The following is an 18299-nucleotide window of genomic DNA, read 5'->3' as shown; positions in this document are numbered from 1 at the left end:
TTCAGGGCAATGCGCCGCCTTAGCGGTCGGCCGGGGCGCGCGTGCGGCCCTTGCCGCGCACCAGCTTCCACAGCCCCCCCAGCACCAGCGGCACCACGGCCGCGCCGATACCGGCCAGCACGATCAGGTTCAGATACTGCTTGATGAACGGCAGGTTGCCGAAGAAGTACCCGGCGAACACCAGGCCGAACACCCACGTGGCCGCACCGATCACATTGAACAGCTGGAAGCGTGCAAACGTCATCTGCGACACGCCCGCCACGAACGGCGCGAAGGTGCGCACGATCGGGATGAAGCGCGCCATCACCAGCGTCTTGCCGCCGTGGCGTTCATAGAAGTCGTGCGTCTTGCGCAGGGCTTGCTGGTCCAGGAAGCGCCAGTGCTGGTCGAACACCTTGGGCCCGATCCAGCTGCCCACGAAGTAGTTGACCGTGTTGCCCGTGACGGCAGCCACGAACAGCAGGCCTGCCAGCATCCATTCGTTCATGGCGCCTGCCGCGCACATGGCGCCGGCAATGAACAGCAGCGAGTCGCCCGGCAGGAACGGCAGCACCACCAGTCCGGTCTCGGCAAAGACGATGGCAAACAGGATGCCGTAGACCCAGACCCCATAGTCCAGGACGAACTGTCCCAGGAATTTGTCGACATGCAGGACCATGTCGATCAGATGCAATACGGTATCCAAATTAGCCTCTCTCCAAAGAAGGCCCCCATCATACAAGAGCCATTACGACAATCCGTCACCTCTTGGCGGGACTTGTGCCGAAAACGTGTCCGCCCGCACGTATAATCGCCCGCATGCCTGCCGACGCCGCCCTGCCTGACGCCTCAGCCCCCCTTCGCACCACCCAGCCTGGCCGCCCGATCCGTCCGTTGCCGGATCAACTGATCAGCCAGATTGCGGCTGGCGAGGTGGTGGAGCGCCCCGCTTCGGTGGTCAAGGAACTGCTCGAAAACGCACTCGATGCCGGCGCGACCCAGCTGGGTATCCGGCTGGAGGAAGGCGGCGTGCGGCGCATTGTCATCACCGACAACGGCTGCGGCATTCCCGCCGACGAACTGCCCGTTGCGCTGATGCGCCACGCCACCAGCAAGATCGCCTCGCTCGATGAACTGGAATCGGTCCTGACGCTCGGTTTCCGGGGCGAGGCCCTGGCGTCGATAGCCTCGGTCTCGCACCTGGTACTGACCAGCCGCACTGCTGCGGCCGCACACGCCACCCAGATCAGCGCCGACAGCGGCCAGCTGCAGCCGGCCTCGGGCGGCGTGGGCACGATGATTGACGTGCAGCACCTGTACTTCAACACGCCGGCGCGTAGAAAGTTCCTGAAATCGGAACAAACCGAACTGGGCCACTGCCTGGAGATGATCCGGCGCGCGGCGCTGGCGCGGCCCGATGTCACGATCTCCGTCCACCACAACGGCAAGCCGCTGGAGCACTGGAATGCCGGCGACGTGTCCACGCGCACGGCGCAGGTGCTCGGCAGCGACTTCGCGCGGGCGCGGCTGGCGCTGGATGAAGACGCCGATGCGTTGCACCTGTACGGCTTCGCCGGCCTGCCCACGGCGTCGCGCGGACGGCCCGACCAGCAGTACTTCTTCGTCAACGGGCGCTTCGTGCGCGACAAGCTGCTGAACCACGCCGTGCGCAGCGCCTACCAGGACGTGCTGCACGGCGACCGCTTTCCGTCGTACGTGCTGTGCCTGGACCTGCCGCCCGAACTGGTCGACGTCAACGTCCACCCGTCGAAGATCGAAGTGCGCTTCCGCGAATCGCGCGCGGTCCATCAGTTTGTCTATCACGCCGTGCAGCGTTGCCTGGCGCGCCAGGCCGGCGAACAGGGCGACAGCCTGCATTCCGATACCGGCGACGGTGCCGGCCTGATGCCGATGCCCACCGCGCGCCCGGCCACGCCCGCCCCCGGGGTGCCCGGCGCCGCGCCACAATGGATCAACTACTCGGCGGGCCGCCAGACCGAACTGGGTATTGCGCAGCCGCGCCAGGCCTATCTGGGCATGGTGCGTGACGCCACCTCGCCGGGATCGGCCAACCCGGGGTCGTGGCAGCCGTCGTCGCGCCCGCCCGCCTGGCTGGCCGACGCCCAGGCCGCCCGTGCCGACGACCCGCCCGGCCTGCTGGACCGCCTGCCGCCGCGCGTCCCGGAACTGCCCGGCGCCGATGCCGAATCGGGCGAGGCCGATCATCCGCTTGGCTACGCCATCGCCCAGTTGCACGGCATCTACGTGCTGGCGCAGAACGCGCGCGGGCTGGTGCTGGTGGACATGCACGCCGCGCACGAACGCATCCTGTACGAACAGATCAAGGATGGCCTGGCCGCGCGCCAGCTGGCCGTGCAGCCGCTGCTGATTCCGGTCACGCTGCCGGCCAGTCCGGTGGAAATCGGCGCGGCCGAAGAGCACCAGGAAACACTGCAGCTGCTGGGCTTCGATATCGCCCCAATGTCGCCCACCACGCTGGCCGTGCGCGCCATTCCGGCCCTGCTCAAGCAGGCCGATGCCGAAGCACTGGCGCGCGACGTGCTGCGCGACCTGCAGTCCTACGGCGGCTCGCGCGTGCTGGCCGAACGTCAGAACGAACTGCTGGCCACGCTGGCCTGCCATAGCGCCGTGCGCGCCAATCGCAAGCTGACCGTCGAGGAAATGAACGCGCTGCTGCGCCAGATGGAACAGACCGAACGCGCCGACCAGTGCAATCATGGCCGTCCCACCTGGGTGCAGCTGACCGTGACCGAACTCGACCGCCTGTTCCTGCGCGGCCAGTAGGCCCCTGTTTCCCGTTGGCCGTTTGATGATGTCATCGCAGTTTTCCGACTTTCCGCCGATCGTCTGCCTGCTGGGGCCCACCGCGTCGGGCAAGACCGCTGCCGCGCTGGAGCTGGCCGCGCGCCGCCCGGTGGAGATCATCAGCCTCGATTCCGCGCTGGTCTATCGCGAGATGGATATCGGCACGGCCAAGCCCACGCCGGCCGAACTGGCCAGCGTGCGGCACCACCTGATCGACATCATCGATCCGCTGGACAGCTACTCGGCCGCGCAGTTCGTGACCGATGCCGAACGGCTGATCGACGAGATCCGGTCGCGCGGACACACACCGCTGATCGTCGGCGGCACCATGCTCTATTACAAGGCGCTGACGCAGGGCCTGAACGATCTGCCGCAGGCCGATGCCACAGTGCGCGCCGAACTCGATGCGCTGGCTGCCGAGCGCGGCTGGCCCGCGCTGCATGCGATGCTGGCCGAAGCCGATCCGGTCACGGCGGCGCGCCTGGCGCCCAACGATGCGCAGCGCATCCAGCGTGCGCTGGAGATCTACCGGCTCAGCGGCCAGCCGATGTCGGCACTGCTGGCCCGCCAGGCCGATGCGCGGACCTTCACGGGGGCGGCCGATGCGCGCTACCGGGTGATTGCGCTGGAGCCCTCGGACCGCGCAGTGCTGCACACCCGTATCGCCGACCGCTTCGACGCGATGCTGGCTGGCGGGCTGATCGACGAGGTGCAGCGGCTGCGCGCGCGCGGCGACCTGCATCTGGGGCTGCCCTCGATGCGCTGCGTTGGCTATCGGCAAGTGTGGGAATACCTGGACGGCGACTGCGATGCCGCCACCATGCGCGAGCGCGGCATTGCCGCCACGCGCCAGCTTTGCAAGCGGCAACTGACGTGGCTGCGCAGCACGCCGGAGCGCATCAGCGTCGATGCCCTGGCACCCGACTACGTCGCGCAGGTGGCCCAGGCTGCGGGCTGGTGACCGCGCGCCGGGTGACCGATAATCATCGCTTCCGTTTTTTTGAGCGAATGACGATGACCGCCTTCCTGATCCGCCCCGCCACGCCTGCCGACAGCGCCACGCTGTTCCGTCTGATCTCGGAACTGGCCGAATACGAAAAGCTGACGCATCTGGTGGAAGCCACGCCGCAGAAGATTGGCGACGCGCTGTTCGGGGCCAGGCCCCACGCCGAAGCGGTGATCGTGGAAGTCGACCAGGATGGTGCGAAGCAGGCTGTTGGCTTTGCCCTGTTCTTCCACAACTTCTCGACCTTCCTGGCCAAACCCGGCCTGTACCTGGAAGACCTGTTCGTCGAGCCCGCCTGGCGCGGGCATGGACTGGGCAAGGCGCTGCTCAAGCATCTGGCCGCGCTGGCCGTGGAACGCGGCTGCGGCCGCTTCGAGTGGTCGGTGCTGGACTGGAACCAGCCGTCGATCGATTTCTACCGGGCGATGGGCGCCGACGTGATGCCGGACTGGCGCATCTGCCGCGTGACGGGGGATGCGTTGAAAGCGCTAAGCGCTGCTTGAGGGATGCTGGGGGGGTGCTCCCCTCTCCCGCGCAGTGGGAGAGGGGTTGGGGGAGAGGGAGCAGCGGTTCAAACTGCGATGATCGGCAAGCAGAACCGCTTTGCCCTCACCCCCGGCCCCTCTCCCGCGTGGCGGGAGAGGGGAGAAAACGACTACGAAGCTACGCTCAGACCACCACGGTCTGCGCCTGGCCTTCGGCGCGTTCCTGGATTTCGCCGATCTGCCACACGGCTTCACCGGCGGCCTGCAGGTGGCGGATGGCGCGTTCGGCGTCTTCCCGGGCCACGATCACGACCATGCCGATGCCGCAGTTGAACACGCGGTGCATTTCGGCGTCGGCCACGTTGCCCTGCGCCTGCAGCCACTGGAACAGCGGCGGCAGCGTCCAGGCATCGCGCTGGATCACGGCGGTCAGGTTGTCGGCCAGCACGCGCGGCACGTTCTCGGTCAGACCGCCGCCGGTGATATGGGCCATGCCCTTGACCGGCAGCGTGTCGATCAGCGACAGCAGCGGCTTCACGTAGATGCGCGTCGGCGCCATGATGGCGTCCTGCAGGCGCTGGCCGTGGAAGTCGGCATTCAGGTCCGGCCTGGCCACTTCGATGATCTTGCGTACCAGCGAGTAACCGTTCGAGTGTGCACCCGACGAGGCCAGGCCCAGCACCACGTCGCCCGGGCGAATCGTGGTGCCGTCGATGATCTTCTTCTTTTCCACGGCACCGACCGCGAAGCCGGCCAGGTCGTATTCACCGTCCGGGTACATGCTCGGCATTTCGGCGGTTTCGCCGCCGATCAGCGCGCAGCCCGACAGTTCGCAACCATGGGCGATGCCCTGGATCACGGTGGCGGCGGTGTCCACGTCCAGCTTGCCGCAGGCGAAATAGTCCAGGAAGAACAGCGGCTCGGCACCCTGCACCAGGATGTCGTTGACGCTCATGGCCACCAGGTCCTGGCCCACGGTGTCGTGGCGGTTCAGCTGGAACGCCAGCTTGAGCTTGGTGCCCACGCCGTCGGTGCCGGATACCAGCACCGGCTCCTGGTACTTCTTCGACAGTTCGAACAGGGCGCCGAATCCGCCGATACCAGCCATCACGCCTTCGCGCATGGTGCGCTTGGCAAACGGCTTGATCCGGTCGATCAGGGCGTCGCCGGCATCGATGTCAACACCGGCATCGCGGTAGGAAAGGCCTGCCTGGCCGGCGGTCGGGGATGCGCTCATGAGAACCTGCTTGTCTTGGATGAGGATGAAGTGCGGAATCCGTCGCTTTTAGCTAAGTCCCTGGGCCGGGGAGGCCAATCGGGCACGGAGCACGGACGCGAGTCCAGTAAAATCGCGATTTTAACGGATACAGGCTCCTGGCGACCAGTGATCGCGGACGAATCCACCTGCCACACTGCCAGACCATGACGCGCCGGACCCTCCGATGACCGCTCCCCTGCTTTCCCAAGACACCAAGCGCATCCTGCTGTGGATGGTGGTCGGCGCCGCCCTGTTCGCCGTGGTTCTGGCGCTGGCGCCCGTGCTGACGCCGTTTCTGGTGGCCTTCATCTTTTCGTACATCCTCAATCCGGGCGTGGACTGGCTGCAACGCCGCCGCGTGCCCCGTTTCATCGGCGTGGCGCTGATGATCGGGCTGCTGGGCGTGGTCCTGGTGCTGCTGGTGCTGCTGCTGATCGCGGTGCTCCAGCGCGAGATCCCGCAATTGCGCGAACAGGTGCCGATGCTGCTGCAGAAGCTCAACAGCGTGCTGGCGCCCCGGCTGGCCGAACTGGGCGTACGCGTGCGCTTCGACTTCCCCGGCCTGCGCAGCATGCTGCAGAACCGCTTCGCGGCCAGCCCCGAAGACCTGATGCAGGTGCTGTTCGACTACGTGCGCGTGTCGGGATCGGCGCTGATCGAACTGGCCGGGCTGCTGTTCATCGTGCCGATCCTGATGTTCTACCTGCTGATGGACTGGCACATGGTCATGCGGCGTATCGAGCGCCTGGTGCCGCGCCGCTGGGTGCCGAAGGTGCATGAACTGTCGGCCGAGACCGACGCCCTGCTGTCCCAGTACCTGCGCGGGCAGATCCTGGTCATGGTGATCCTGGCCGCGATCTACTCGATCGGCCTGACCGTGGCAGGCTTCGATGTGGGCATCCCGGTGGGCATCTTCACCGGCCTGGCCGTGTTCATCCCGTATATCGGTTTCGGCATTGGACTGACGCTGGCGGTGCTGGCCGCGCTGCTGCAGTTCGGCAACTGGTACGGGCTGGGCGCCGTGGCGGTGGTATACGGCATCGGCCAATTCGTGGAAAGCTTCTACCTGACACCGCGGCTGGTGGGCGAGCGTATAGGCCTGCATCCGCTGGTGGTGATCTTCGCGCTGCTGGCGTTCGGGCAGCTGTTCGGCTTCTTTGGCGTGCTGCTGGCACTGCCAACCTGTGCGGTGCTGCTGGTCGGCGCGCGTCAGCTGCGACGCGTTTACCTGGCCAGCGACCTCTATCGGCACTAGGCCGGCACTAGGCATACTGCAGGCACGCATCGCGCAAGTAACGGATTCGTCATGTCACCGCGTCAAAGTCATAAGCAGCTGTCGCTGGAACTGGGCAGCCCGCCCCCGTCCACGTTCGACAATTTCTTCGTGTCGGCCAATCGCGAGCCGGTGCAGCGCCTGCGCGACCTGCCCGGCCTGGTGGCGCGCGAGCAGGCCAACGACCGCCTGTTCTACCTGTGGGGCGACATGGGCTCCGGCCGCACCCACCTGCTGCATGCCGTCTGCGACGCCGCGCTCCACGCCGGCCTGAACTGCCGCTACCTGAGCCCGCACCACGCGCTGGCCGACTTCATGTTCGACCCGGCGTGCCAGATCTATACCGTCGACAACGTCGACCTGCTGGACGAGGCGCGCCAGATCGCCGTTTTTTCGCTTTATAACGAGGTGCGCGCCCATGTGCGCTGCGCGCTCGTGGTGGCGGGCAGCCTGGCGCCGCGCGCCATGCCGGTACGTGAAGACCTGCGCACACGGCTGGGCTGGGGGCTGGTCTACCAGCTCCAGCCGCTGTCCGACGAGGACAAGATGGCGGCGCTGGTGCAGGCCGCCAAGGAGCGCGGGCTGCAGCTTTCGCCCGAAATCCCGCACTGGCTCGTGACGCGCCACTATCGCGACATGCCCAGCCTGATGGCGCTGCTTGACGCGCTGGACATGTATTCGCTGGAGCGCAAGCGCGCGGTGACGCTGCCGCTGCTGCGCGAAATGTTCGCCGAATTCCGGGAGTAGCCGCCGGACCCGCACGCTTCCTTGATGGGGCCGGCGAGACGCCGCCCCGCTCGTCCCCCGGGCCCGGCCGACCGCCCGGGACACCTTAATGTAAAATCGCGCCCCATGAATCTGGCACTGTTTGACCTCGACCACACCCTGATCCCGACCGATAGCGACCACGAATGGGGCCGCTTCCTGGTCCGCATGGGCGTCGTCGACGAGGAATCGTATCGTCGCAAGAACGACGAGTTCTACAGCCAATACAAGGCTGGGACGCTCAATATCCAGGAATTCCTGCGCTTTGCGCTGGCCCCGCTGGCGGCCAACCCGCGCGACCGGCTGGACCAATGGCGCGTGCGCTTCATGCACGAGGTCATCGAGCCGGTGATCACGCCGCAGGCGAAGGCCCTGGTGTACAAGCACCTGGAAGCCGGCGACCTGTGCGCGGTGGTGACGGCCACCAACAGCTTTGTCACGGCGCCGATCGCCCAGGCCTTCGGCATCAAGCACCTGATCGCCACCGATCCGGAAACGATCGACGGCAAGCCCGAGAGCGCCTTCACCGGCGAAGTGGCTGGCGTGCCCAGCTTCCGCGAAGGCAAGATCACCCGCGTGGAAAGCTGGCTCAAGAGCCTGGGCGCCAAGTGGGACGACTTCGGCACCACCACGTTCTATAGCGATTCGGCCAACGACCTGCCGCTGCTCGAAAAGGTCAGCGAGCCGATCGCCGCCAACCCCGACGACCGCCTGCGCAACCACGCCGCGGCCGCTGGCTGGCGCATCATGGACCTGTTCTGACGTGATCAAGAAGCTCATCACCCGGCTGCTGGGCAAGCCGGGGCCGAAACAGCGCCGCACGGGCCGCGCCCATACCCCGCGCGTGGTTGGCGTGGAAGAACACAGGATCGACCCGGCGCTGATCTCGCGCAACGCGGTCAAGGTCACGTCCACGCTGCAGCAGGCCGGATACCAGGCCTTTATCGTGGGCGGCGCCGTGCGCGACCTGCTGCTCGGCATCAAGCCGAAGGATTTCGACGTGGCCACCAACGCCACGCCGGACCAGGTGCAGGCGCTGTTCCGCCGTTCCCGCATCATTGGCCGCCGCTTCCAGATCGTGCACGTGACGTTCTACGGCGGCCGCGAGCAGGAGATCATCGAGGTCTCGACATTCCGCGCGCTGGTGGACGCCGTGGCCAGCGAGACGCTGCCCGAAGGGCGCCGCCTGAAGCGGGCCGAGCTCGACAGCAAGACGCACGCGATCGACGCCAGCGGCCGCGTGCTGCGCGACAACGTGTGGGGATCGCAGGCCGAAGACGCCGAACGCCGCGACTTCACCATCAACGCGATGTACTACGATCCGGCCGCGCAGACCGTGCATGACTACCATCACGGCATGGAAGACATGCACGCCCGCACGTTGCGCATGATCGGCGACCCGGTCACGCGCTACCGCGAGGACCCCGTCCGCATGCTGCGCGTGGTGCGCTTTGCCGCCAAGACCGGCTTCGGCATCGACGAGGAAACCCGTGCGCCGATCGCCGAACTGGCTCCGCTGATCCACAACGTGCCCAGCGCGCGCCTGTTCGACGAAATGCTCAAGCTGCTGATGTCGGGCCACGCCTGGGCATCGCTGCAGGAACTGCGCAAGGCCGGCCTGCACAAGGGCCTGCTGCCGCTGCTGGACGTGGCCATCGAACAGCCGATGGGCCAGCGTTTCGTGCAGCTGGCACTCGACAACACCGACCGCCGCGTGCAGGCCGGCAAGCCGGTGTCGCCGGGCTTCCTGTTCGCGTCGCTGCTGTGGCACCATGTGCTGCAGCGTTGGACCAGGCTGCGCGACGAAGGCGAGCATCCGATCGCCGCGCTGAACACGGCCATGGACATGGTGCTGGAAAAGCAGACCGGCCAGCTGGCCATCCAGCGCCGCTTTGTCACCGACATGCGCGACATCTGGGGCATGCAGCCGCGCTTTGAAAAGCGCGTGGGCCGCATGCCGTACCGCCTGCTGGAATCGCCGCGCTTCCGCGCCGGTTACGACTTCCTGCAACTGCGTTGCGAAGCCGGCGAGCAGCCGGCCGAGGTGGGCCAGTGGTGGACCGACTTCCAGAACGCCCACCCCGACGAGCGCGAGGCGCTGATCGAGGCGGCCCGGCCCCCGCGCGGCAAGTCCGGCAAGGGTTCCAGGGGCGGTTCGGGTGAGAGCCACGACGGCGGCCAGGACGCCGGCCACGACGTTGGCGCGGAAGGCGCCGAGGACGGCACCGGCCACGATGGCGACGCGCCGGCACGCAAACGGCGCCGCCGACGCGGTCCGCGGAAATCGGATAAAGTGTCTTCCCGCAGCGAGGCGCAATCGACTGACGGGGCCGATGGAGGTCAGCCCGAGCCGGGACCGCGCCGCGCCCAGCCGGAGGAATAACATGACGCTTGCCTTCATCGGCATCGGCGCCAATCTTGGAGATGCGCGCCAGGCGTTGAAAGACGCCATCGTGTGCCTGGCCCAGCAGGTCGGGATCACGGTCGTTGCGCGGTCGTCGTTCTACCGCACGGCCCCGGTCGACGCCTCCGGCGACGACTACTTCAACGCCGTGGTCAAGGTCGAGACGACCTTCACGGCGTCGCAACTGCTGCGCATCTGCCACCACATCGAAGACCAGTTCGGCCGCGAGCGGCCGTTCCGCAACGCCCCGCGCACGCTGGACCTGGACCTGCTGCTGTTCGGCGCCGAAGCGATCAACACCGAGGCGCTGACCGTGCCGCATCCGCGCATCACGGAACGCGCGTTCGTGCTGGTTCCGCTGATCGAGCTGGACGCCGCGCTGGACATTCCCGGCCGCGGCCGGGCAGCGGACTTCCTGCCGGGCGTGCAGGACCAGCGCATCGAAAAGCTTTCCACTTGCAAGTGCACGCGCCTGCAGGAAGGCAACACCCCGTCCTGAGCGCACCGCGCACCTGACGCATGCTCGACCATCTGCGCCGCATCGTCGTCGAAGGCCCGGTCGGATCGGGCAAGTCCGCGCTGGCCCAGCGGCTGGCGCAGTACCTGCGGGCCGGCGAACTCGCCGACGGCGCCCGCCAGAATCCCTTCCTCGAACGCTTCTATCGCGAGCCGCAGCGTTACGCGCTGCCGATGCAGCTGGCCTGCCTGAACCAGCGCGCCACCCAGGTGCAGCAATGGCAGACGGCGATGCTTGCCGGCCAGCGCATGATGACGAACTTCCTTTACGCACGCGACCGTCTCTATGCCGCGCTGACGCTGGAGGCCGACGAACTGGCGCTTTACGACGCACTGGCGGCACGGCTGCAGGTGCCCGCGCAGCGCGTGGACCTGGTCATCCTGCTGCAGGCTACGCCGTCGCTGCTGCGCGAACGCATTCTGCGACGGGGCCTGCCTGGCGAATCCGCCATCGACGAGACGTATCTGCAACGGCTGCACGACGCCTACGGCGAACTGTTCCATCGCTACGACGACGCCCCGGTGCTGATCGTCGATACCGCCCACTTCAATCCGGTAGACAACGACGACGATTTCCGTACACTACTGTCGCGCATCGAGACCATGCGAGGCCGCAGGGCCTTCCTGAATCTCGCTGCCCGCTGATCTGCTCCAAAGCCGCTGCAAAGACGCGCCTAAGGCCCCCGGCAGCACAACACGATAACGACAACGGCCGCCGCCGAAGCTTGTTCGTGCGACACACGGCCGCCACTCCTACGGGCACTGCCATGAGTTACCTCCTCGACCCCTCCCGCAAGACCGTCACCGCGCCCAGGCTGCAGGCCATGCGTGACGCCGGCGACAAGATCGCCATGCTGACCGCCTACGATTCCAGCTTCGCCGCACTGCTCGACTACTGCGGCGTCGAGATGATCCTGGTCGGCGATTCGCTGGGCAATGTGATACAGGGCCAGCAGACCACGCTGCCCGTCACGCTGGAACACATGGCGTATCACACCGAATGCGTGGCACGCGGCAACCAGACCGCGCTGCTGGTGACGGACCTGCCGTTCGGCACCTATCCCACGCCCGAAAAAGCCTTCGAAAGCGCGGCCACGCTGATGCGCGCCGGCGCGCAGATGGTGAAGCTCGAAGGCGGCGAATGGCTGGCGCCCATCGTGAAATTCCTGGTCGAGCGCAGCATCCCGGTGTGCGCCCATATCGGCCTGACGCCGCAATCGGTCCACGCATTCGGCGGCTTCAAGGTGCAGGGCAAGACCGAGGCCGGCGCCGCGCAACTGAAGCGCGAGGCGCAGGCGCTGGAGCAGGCCGGCGCGCAGGTGATCCTGATGGAAGCCGTGCCCGCCAAGCTGGCCGGCGAGGTGACCGCGATGCTGAAGGTGCCGACCATCGGCATCGGCGCCGGCGTGGACTGCTCGGGCCAGGTGCTGGTGCTGCAGGACATGCTGAACATCTACCCCGGCCGCAAGGCCAAGTTCGTCCGCAACTTCATGGACGGCCAGACCTCGATCGAAGGCGCCGTGCGCGCCTACGTGGCCGCCGTGAAAGACGGCAGCTTCCCGGCGGTGGAACATACGTTTTCGGCTTGATTCGGCGCGCTCGCCGGAATGTTTGGCTCCCCTCTCCCGCCTGCGGGAGAGGGGTTGGGGGAGAGGGCAAAGCGTCTCGGCTACGAGCGACTTGCCGAGTACCACAACCGCCCGCCCTCTCCCCCGCCCCTCTCCCATCAATGGGAGAGGGGAGAAAACCCTCAGGTCCTGTCACGCAACCGCCCCCGCATCGTCCCCCTCAGCGCATTGGCGACGACGATCGCCTCGGCTCGCAGCACCGCCTCTCGCGTCACTGTCGTCTCGGCCACCGGGCCGTCGATCAGCGCGTCGCCCGCCTCCAGCACCACCGCGCGCATCACGCCGGGCAGGATGTCGGCAGACAGCGGCGGCGTCAGCCACTGCCCATCGACCTTGACGAACACCGAGCTGCGGCCCCCTTCGAGCAGTTCGTCGCGCGTGTTGAAGAACAGGCAGTCGAATGCCCCGGCACGCTCCGCGGCCTGCCAGCCCTGATCGAAGGTATGACGCGCGCTGAGCTTGTGGCGGCGCAGCGGATCGGCCACGGGCAATCGCAGTTCCGCCATTTCGAGATCGACTGTCGCGGCTGGCAGCGGCGCGAGCGGTCCGCTGGCAAAGGCGATGCCGCCGCGCTTGTCGACGCTCATCCGCAAGCGCCAGTCGCCGTCGCCCAGCCGCGCGGCCTCGGCCTGCAACGCAGCACGAGCGGCCGGTGTGTCGAATGCGAATCCACAAGTTTTTGAAGATTTTGCGATGCGCGCGAGATGCCGTTCGCGATGCAGCACGACGCCGTCGTGCGCATGCATGGTCTCGAACAGCGTGAAGCCCGGGTCATGCGCCGTCAGGAAGCGCGCCTTCCAGCCGCATTCGGCGAACTCGTCGTCGGCCACGCTGTCATGGACGATGCCGCCGCCCACGCCCATCTCGCCGCGCCGCAGGCCGGTCTCGTCGGCTGCGGCCAGCACCAGCGTACGGATTGCTACGGACATGCCGAAAGCGCCCAGCGCGCCACCGGCGCGCGGCGCGTCGAGCCAGCCAATCGACCCCGTGTAGAGCCCGCGTGGCGAGGATTCCAGTTCGGCGATGATCTGCATGGTGCGGCGCTTGGGTGCGCCCGTGATCGACCCGCACGGGAACAGCGCCTGCATCAGGCTGCCGAACGACGTGCCGGCCTGCGCCGTGGCGGTGACCGTGGACGTCATCTGCAGCACGCGGCCGAACGGCTCCACTACAAACCGATTGGGCACCGCCACGCTGCCGGGCACGGCCAGGCGACCCAGGTCGTTGCGCAGAAGGTCGACGATCATCACGTTCTCGGCGCGATTCTTCGGATCGGCGGCCAGGACCCTGGCCGATCGTGCATCCACGTCGGCATCGCCGGTGCGCGGGGCCGTGCCTTTCATCGGGCGGGCCACCAGATGGCCCCCGCCATCGTGCGCCACGAACAGTTCCGGTGACAACGACAGCACCCAGCCATCGCCGGGCAACCGTGCCAGCGCGCCGAACGGCACGGGCTGGGCATCGCGCAGCGCGGCGTAGAAGGCCACCGGATCGCCGAACGCCTGGAAACCGAGCCGTTGCGTGAAGTTGACCTGGTAGGTATCGCCCGCCTCGATGTACGCATGGATGCGCGCGATGGCGGCGGTGTACTGTTCGCGCGACAGGTTGCCGGCCACGTCGAGCACGCCAGCCGGGCCGGGCCGGGCCTGGGCATCGACCCACTGCTTCACCTGTCCGGCGTCGAGCAGCGTCAGCGTACGGAACCACAGCAGGCGCAAGGCGCCATCGTGGAACGGTAGCCGTTCGTCCAGATGGACCGGAGCGCCGACGAGATGGCCGCCGAACTCGTACGGCGCAAACAGGGCAACGTGCAGGCCGTCGCGCCAGCCTTGTGCCAGCAGTGCGTCGAGCGCGGCGGCATCGGTGCCGGCCGGCACGATGTCCTGGCGTACGAAGCCGGTGTACAGGCGCGATGCGGCGACGCCAGGCGCGTGGGCATCGTCGAGCAGAACGAAGGGATCGGTGAGAGACATCAATCTGGCGAACGTGGTCGGGAGACGGACCGGGCCGTTCCAGCACCAACGATACATAAAAAAACCGGCCACGTTGCTCACGTAGCCGGTTTCTGTTTCCAGCGGCGCGAAGGCTTAGCTGAAGAAGCTCTTCACCTTGTCCAGCCAGGATTGCTCCTGCGGGCTGTGGCGCGAACCGCCTTCGTGCACCGAGCGGTCGAACTGGCGCAGCAGTTCCTTCTGGGCGTCAGTCAGCTTGACCGGCGTTTCCACGTTCACATGCACGTACAGGTCGCCGGGATAGCCCGAGCGCACGCCCTTGATGCCCTTGCCGCGCAGCCGGAACGTCTTGCCGCCCTGCGTGCCTTCGGGCACCGGGAAACTGGCCTTGCCGCCCAGCGTCGGCACCTCGAGCTCGCCGCCCAGCGCCGCCGTGGCGAACGAGATCGGCATCTGGCAGTGCAGGTCGTCGCCATCACGCTCGAATACCTCGTGCGGCTTGATATGCACTTCGACGTACAGATCGCCCGGGGGGCCGCCGTTGATGCCCGGCTCGCCATTGCCCGAAGAGCGGATGCGCATGCCTTCGTCGATCCCGGCCGGAATCTTCACTTCGAGCGTCTTCTGCGACTTCAGCTTGCCCTGGCCGTGGCACTTGGTGCATGGCTTGGGGATGAACTTGCCGCTGCCGTGGCACTTCGGGCAGGTCTGCTGCATCGTGAAGAAGCCCTGCGACACACGTACCTGGCCTACGCCGTTACAGGTCGGGCAGGTTTCCACCGACGACCCTGGCTCGGCGCCGTTGCCGTGGCAGTGATCGCAATCGTCCCAGTGCGGCACGCGGATCTGCGCCTCGTGGCCGTGCGCGGCCTGCTCCAGCGAGATCTCCATGCTGTAGCGCAGGTCGGCGCCCCGGTAGGCCTGCGGGCCGTTGCCGCGCCGGCCGCCACCGCCGGCCGCCTGGCCGAAGATGTCGCCGAAGATGTCGCCAAACGCCTCGGCGAAGCCGCCGCCGCCAAACCCGCCGGCGCCGAAGCCGCCGGCCATGTTCGGGTCCACGCCCGCATGGCCGTACTGGTCATAGGCAGCCTTCTTCTCGGGGTCGGAAAGCATCTCGTAGGCTTCCTTGGCCTCCTTGAATTTTTCCTCGGCTTCCTTGTTGTCCGGATTGCGGTCCGGGTGGTACTTCATCGCGAGCTTGCGATAAACCTTCTTGATCTCATCTTCGCTCGCGTTCTTGCCTACCCCGAGCACTTCGTAGTAGTCACGTTTTGCCATGGTGGCTCAATACCTGATGGGCCCGGCGGGTCATGAAAACACCCGGCGGGCGATAAGCAAAAAAGCCGAGCGCGGTGTCCGACCGTGGTTTGCACCGTGAGTCAGACCACCGTCGCCCGGCGTCGGGAACGGGCAGCGGCGCCGGCATCACCCGCGCCGCCGCCCCCTTCCCGCTTACTTCTTGTCGTTCACTTCCTTGAACTCGGCGTCCACGACGTTATCGTCCTGGGGCTGGGCCTGCTGCTGGCCGGCACCGGCCGCGCCTGCACCCGCCGCGCCGGCTTCACCGGCCTTGGCCTGCATGTCGGCATAGACCTTCTCGCCGAGCTTCTGGCTGACTTCGGACAGCGCATTGACCTTGGCATCGATCTCGGTCTTGTCGCCGCCGCGTGCGGCGTCTTCCAGTTCCTTGATCGCGGCTTCGATCTTTTCCTTCTCGCCGGCCTCGAGCTTGTCGCCATGCTCGGTCAGGGCCTTGCGGGTCGAATGGATCAGCGCATCGGCCTGGTTGCGGGCATCGGCCAGCTCGCGGGCCTTCTTGTCTTCCTCGGCGTTGGCCTCGGCGTCCTTCACCATGCGCTGGATCTCGTCTTCCGACAGACCCGAGTTCGCCTTGATCGTGATGCGGTTTTCCTTGCCGGTGGCCTTGTCCTTGGCGCCCACGTGCAGAATGCCGTTGGCGTCGATGTCGAACGAGACCTCGATCTGCGGCATGCCGCGCGGCGACGGCGGAATGCCTTCCAGGTTGAACTCGCCCAGCAGCTTGTTGCCGCTGGCCATCTCGCGCTCGCCCTGGAACACCTTGATCGTCACGGCCGGCTGGTTGTCGTCAGCGGTCGAGAACACCTGGGCGTGCTTGGTCGGGATGGTCGTGTTCTTCGAGATCATCTTGGTCATCACGCCACCCAGCGTCTCGATGCCCAGCGACAGCGGCGTCACGTCCAGCAGCAGCACGTCGGTACGGTCACCCGACAGCACCGAACCCTGGATGGCGGCACCCACGGCCACGGCTTCGTCCGGGTTCACGTCCTTGCGGGCTTCCTTGCCGAAGAACTCGCGCACCTGCTCCTGCACCTTCGGCATGCGGGTCATGCCGCCCACCAGGATCACGTCGTCGATGTCGCTGACCTTGACGCCGGCGTCCTTGATCGCGGTACGGCACGGTTCGATCGTGCGGGCGATCAGGTCTTCCACCAGGGCTTCGAGCTTGGCGCGCGTGATCTTCAGGTTCAAGTGCTTCGGACCCGAGGCGTCGGCCGTGATGTACGGCAGGTTGATCTCGGTCTGCTGCGAGCTCGACAGTTCGATCTTGGCCTTTTCGGCGGCTTCCTTCAGGCGCTGCAGGGCCAGCACGTCCTTCGACAGATCGACGCCCTGTTCCTTCTTGAACTCGCCGATGATGTAGTCGATGATGCGCTGGTCGAAGTCTTCGCCGCCCAGGAACGTGTCGCCATTGGTCGACAGCACTTCGAACTGCTTCTCGCCATCGACGTCGGCGATTTCGATGATCGAGATGTCGAACGTGCCGCCACCCAGGTCATACACCGCAATCTTGCGGTCGCCCTTCTCGTTCTTGTCCATGCCGAACGCGAGCGCCGCGGCGGTCGGTTCGTTGATGATGCGCTTGACTTCCAGGCCCGCGATGCGGCCGGCGTCCTTGGTGGCCTGGCGCTGCGAGTCGTTGAAGTACGCCGGCACCGTGATCACGGCCTCGGTCACCGGCTCGCCCAGGTAGTCCTCGGCGGTCTTCTTCATCTTGCGCAGCACTTCGGCCGACACCTGCGGCGGGGCCAGCTTCTGGTCGCGCACGCCAACCCAGGCGTCGCCGTTGTCGGCCTTGACGATCGAGTACGGCATCAGGCCGATGTCCTTCTGGACTTCCTTCTCCTCGAACTTGCGGCCGATCAGGCGCTTCACGGCATACAGCGTGTTGCGCGGATTGGTCACGGCCTGGCGCTTGGCCGGGGCGCCCACCAGGATCTCGCCATCTTCCATGTAGGCGATGATCGACGGCGTGGTGCGCGCGCCTTCCGAGTTTTCGATGACCTTTGGCGTGTTGCCTTCCAGGACCGACACGCAGCTGTTGGTGGTACCCAGGTCGATACCGATGATCTTACCCATAGTGTTCTCTCCTATTGCCCTGTCTCTCAGTCAGGGACTGCAATCTCGACTGAGAGCGAAATGTGGCCGTCCCGGGCCATTTCAAGGGTGTAATCTGCAAATCCGAGTAATTTTCTCGGTTTATCCGGCCAGACCCGCCAGCCGGCTGAAAGTTAGTTATTCGTCACAATCAGGACGGCCGCCCGCGCTGCCACAACACGTCGGTGCCGCCGTCCACGCGATTCAGCACGCGAGCCAGTACGAAAAGCAGGTCCGAGAGCCGGTTCAGGTACTGGCGCGGCGCGTCGTTGAGCGATTCGGCGGCGCCCAGTTCCACCAGGGAACGCTCGGCGCGCCGGCACACGGTGCGGCAGACATGGGCGTGGGCGGCGGTGCGGCTGCCCCCCGGCAGGATGAATTCCGCCAGGCGGGGCAGGCTGGCGTTGTAGTGCTCCAGCCAGGTATCGAGCTGCGCCACCTGGGGTTCCTTTAGCAGGGTGTATCCGGGAATCGACAGTTCGCCACCGAGGTCGAACAGGTCGTGCTGGATATGAAGCAGCGCATCGCGCACGTCGGCCGGCAGGTCCGGCTCGGTCAGCAGCAGGCCGATCTGGGAATTCAGCTCGTCGACGTCGCCGATGGCGGCAATGCGCAGGCTGTTCTTGCCCACGCGGCTGCCGTCACCGAGCCCGGTGGTGCCGGCATCGCCGGTGCGCGTGGCAATCTTGGACAGGCGGTTGCCCATGCCGGTCTCCTCGTTTTCTGGGGTTGGTGCTTCGAAGTGGCGCAATTATGGCCTGCTTCCGGTCCGGGATGGCCGTTTATCGGC

General features: G+C 66.6%; 16 protein-coding genes. 10 read left to right on the top strand and 6 right to left on the bottom strand.

The genetic code is table 11. From position 1 onward, the window contains the following. Positions 1–19 precede the first annotated feature (19 nt). Positions 20–658, bottom strand: coding sequence for a VTT domain-containing protein (locus AC3G88_RS00950; RefSeq protein ID WP_175459959.1), 639 nt, complete (start codon positions 656–658; stop codon positions 20–22). Positions 659–798: 140 nt separating this feature from the next. Between AC3G88_RS00950 and mutL the strand changes: the two genes are divergently transcribed. From mutL to AC3G88_RS00935, 3 genes are read left to right on the top strand one after another with little or no spacing between them, the layout of a single operon-like run. Beyond that, entirely contained in the window at positions 799–2784 is a 1986-nt protein-coding gene (gene mutL / locus AC3G88_RS00945; protein WP_488770753.1) for a DNA mismatch repair endonuclease MutL, read from the top strand. Positions 2785–2809: 25 nt separating this feature from the next. Beyond that, on the top strand, positions 2810–3766 hold the full coding sequence (miaA, locus tag AC3G88_RS00940; protein ID WP_488892980.1) for a tRNA (adenosine(37)-N6)-dimethylallyltransferase MiaA: 957 nt from the start codon (positions 2810–2812) through the stop codon (positions 3764–3766). Positions 3767–3819: 53 nt separating this feature from the next. Beyond that, positions 3820–4314, top strand: coding sequence for a GNAT family N-acetyltransferase (locus AC3G88_RS00935; protein ID WP_488892979.1), 495 nt, complete (start codon positions 3820–3822; stop codon positions 4312–4314). Between the two features lie 166 nt (positions 4315–4480). Here the strand turns inward: AC3G88_RS00935 and purM are convergent, their stop codons facing one another. Then, positions 4481–5533, bottom strand: a complete 1053-nt coding sequence (gene purM, locus AC3G88_RS00930) for a phosphoribosylformylglycinamidine cyclo-ligase (protein ID WP_488770756.1) — start codon at positions 5531–5533, stop codon at positions 4481–4483. A 205-nt stretch (positions 5534–5738) separates the two neighbouring features. Here purM and AC3G88_RS00925 point away from each other — a divergent pair, with 205 nt between their 5' ends. The 7 genes from AC3G88_RS00925 (at position 5739) to panB (ending at position 12101) form a co-directional block, all read left to right on the top strand. Further along, the gene (locus AC3G88_RS00925; RefSeq protein ID WP_488770757.1) at positions 5739–6809 is read left to right on the top strand and encodes an AI-2E family transporter; all 1071 of its coding nucleotides are present in this window, start codon (positions 5739–5741) and stop codon (positions 6807–6809) included. 51 nt (positions 6810–6860) lie between these two features. After that, positions 6861–7574 carry a DnaA regulatory inactivator Hda gene (gene hda / locus AC3G88_RS00920; protein WP_153947325.1) on the top strand — a complete coding sequence of 238 codons (714 nt, stop codon included), beginning with the start codon at positions 6861–6863 and terminating at the stop codon, positions 7572–7574. Positions 7575–7679: 105 nt separating this feature from the next. Further along, positions 7680–8354, top strand: coding sequence for a histidinol-phosphatase (locus AC3G88_RS00915; protein ID WP_153947324.1), 675 nt, complete (start codon positions 7680–7682; stop codon positions 8352–8354). A 1-nt stretch (position 8355) separates the two neighbouring features. Then, the gene (gene pcnB / locus AC3G88_RS00910; RefSeq protein WP_488892978.1) at positions 8356–9975 is read left to right on the top strand and encodes a polynucleotide adenylyltransferase PcnB; all 1620 of its coding nucleotides are present in this window, start codon (positions 8356–8358) and stop codon (positions 9973–9975) included. A 1-nt stretch (position 9976) separates the two neighbouring features. Beyond that, positions 9977–10495, top strand: a complete 519-nt coding sequence (gene folK, locus AC3G88_RS00905; protein WP_400391420.1) for a 2-amino-4-hydroxy-6-hydroxymethyldihydropteridine diphosphokinase — start codon at positions 9977–9979, stop codon at positions 10493–10495. A gap of 20 nt (positions 10496–10515) precedes the next feature. Continuing rightward, positions 10516–11157: a deoxynucleoside kinase gene (locus AC3G88_RS00900; protein ID WP_488892977.1), complete on the top strand. Its 642-nt coding sequence runs from the start codon at positions 10516–10518 to the stop codon at positions 11155–11157. 122 nt (positions 11158–11279) lie between these two features. Then, positions 11280–12101 carry a 3-methyl-2-oxobutanoate hydroxymethyltransferase gene (gene panB, locus AC3G88_RS00895; RefSeq protein WP_153947321.1) on the top strand — a complete coding sequence of 274 codons (822 nt, stop codon included), beginning with the start codon at positions 11280–11282 and terminating at the stop codon, positions 12099–12101. Between the two features lie 161 nt (positions 12102–12262). Here panB and AC3G88_RS00890 read toward each other — a convergent pair whose 3' ends face one another. The 4 genes from AC3G88_RS00890 to AC3G88_RS00875 form a co-directional block, all read right to left on the bottom strand. Continuing rightward, positions 12263–14113, bottom strand: coding sequence for a chorismate-binding protein (locus AC3G88_RS00890; protein WP_488892976.1), 1851 nt, complete (start codon positions 14111–14113; stop codon positions 12263–12265). A 114-nt stretch (positions 14114–14227) separates the two neighbouring features. After that, positions 14228–15370 (bottom strand): molecular chaperone DnaJ, encoded by a 1143-nt coding sequence (dnaJ, locus tag AC3G88_RS00885; RefSeq protein WP_092601499.1) that lies wholly within the window; start codon positions 15368–15370, stop codon positions 14228–14230. Between the two features lie 174 nt (positions 15371–15544). Beyond that, positions 15545–17491, bottom strand: a complete 1947-nt coding sequence (gene dnaK, locus AC3G88_RS00880) for a molecular chaperone DnaK (RefSeq protein WP_400391406.1) — start codon at positions 17489–17491, stop codon at positions 15545–15547. Positions 17492–17660: 169 nt separating this feature from the next. Then, positions 17661–18215 carry a cob(I)yrinic acid a,c-diamide adenosyltransferase gene (locus AC3G88_RS00875; protein ID WP_488773482.1) on the bottom strand — a complete coding sequence of 185 codons (555 nt, stop codon included), beginning with the start codon at positions 18213–18215 and terminating at the stop codon, positions 17661–17663. Positions 18216–18299 lie beyond the last annotated feature (84 nt).

This window comes from Cupriavidus sp. 86D6 (assembly GCF_057815095.1).
Note: the sequence above shows the minus strand (reverse complement) of the source record. Positions and strands in the feature narration are given on the sequence as shown.

Coding starts and splice junctions, on each gene's coding strand:
- AC3G88_RS00950 (WP_175459959.1), bottom strand. CDS start 658: ATGGTCCTGCATGTCGACAAATTCCTGGGACAGTTCGTCCTGGACTAT.
- mutL (WP_488770753.1), top strand. CDS start 799: ATGCCTGCCGACGCCGCCCTGCCTGACGCCTCAGCCCCCCTTCGCACC.
- miaA (WP_488892980.1), top strand. CDS start 2,810: ATGATGTCATCGCAGTTTTCCGACTTTCCGCCGATCGTCTGCCTGCTG.
- AC3G88_RS00935 (WP_488892979.1), top strand. CDS start 3,820: ATGACCGCCTTCCTGATCCGCCCCGCCACGCCTGCCGACAGCGCCACG.
- purM (WP_488770756.1), bottom strand. CDS start 5,533: ATGAGCGCATCCCCGACCGCCGGCCAGGCAGGCCTTTCCTACCGCGAT.
- AC3G88_RS00925 (WP_488770757.1), top strand. CDS start 5,739: ATGACCGCTCCCCTGCTTTCCCAAGACACCAAGCGCATCCTGCTGTGG.
- hda (WP_153947325.1), top strand. CDS start 6,861: ATGTCACCGCGTCAAAGTCATAAGCAGCTGTCGCTGGAACTGGGCAGC.
- AC3G88_RS00915 (WP_153947324.1), top strand. CDS start 7,680: ATGAATCTGGCACTGTTTGACCTCGACCACACCCTGATCCCGACCGAT.
- folK (WP_400391420.1), top strand. CDS start 9,977: ATGACGCTTGCCTTCATCGGCATCGGCGCCAATCTTGGAGATGCGCGC.
- AC3G88_RS00900 (WP_488892977.1), top strand. CDS start 10,516: ATGCTCGACCATCTGCGCCGCATCGTCGTCGAAGGCCCGGTCGGATCG.
- panB (WP_153947321.1), top strand. CDS start 11,280: ATGAGTTACCTCCTCGACCCCTCCCGCAAGACCGTCACCGCGCCCAGG.
- AC3G88_RS00890 (WP_488892976.1), bottom strand. CDS start 14,113: ATGTCTCTCACCGATCCCTTCGTTCTGCTCGACGATGCCCACGCGCCT.
- dnaJ (WP_092601499.1), bottom strand. CDS start 15,370: ATGGCAAAACGTGACTACTACGAAGTGCTCGGGGTAGGCAAGAACGCG.
- dnaK (WP_400391406.1), bottom strand. CDS start 17,491: ATGGGTAAGATCATCGGTATCGACCTGGGTACCACCAACAGCTGCGTG.
- AC3G88_RS00875 (WP_488773482.1), bottom strand. CDS start 18,215: ATGGGCAACCGCCTGTCCAAGATTGCCACGCGCACCGGCGATGCCGGC.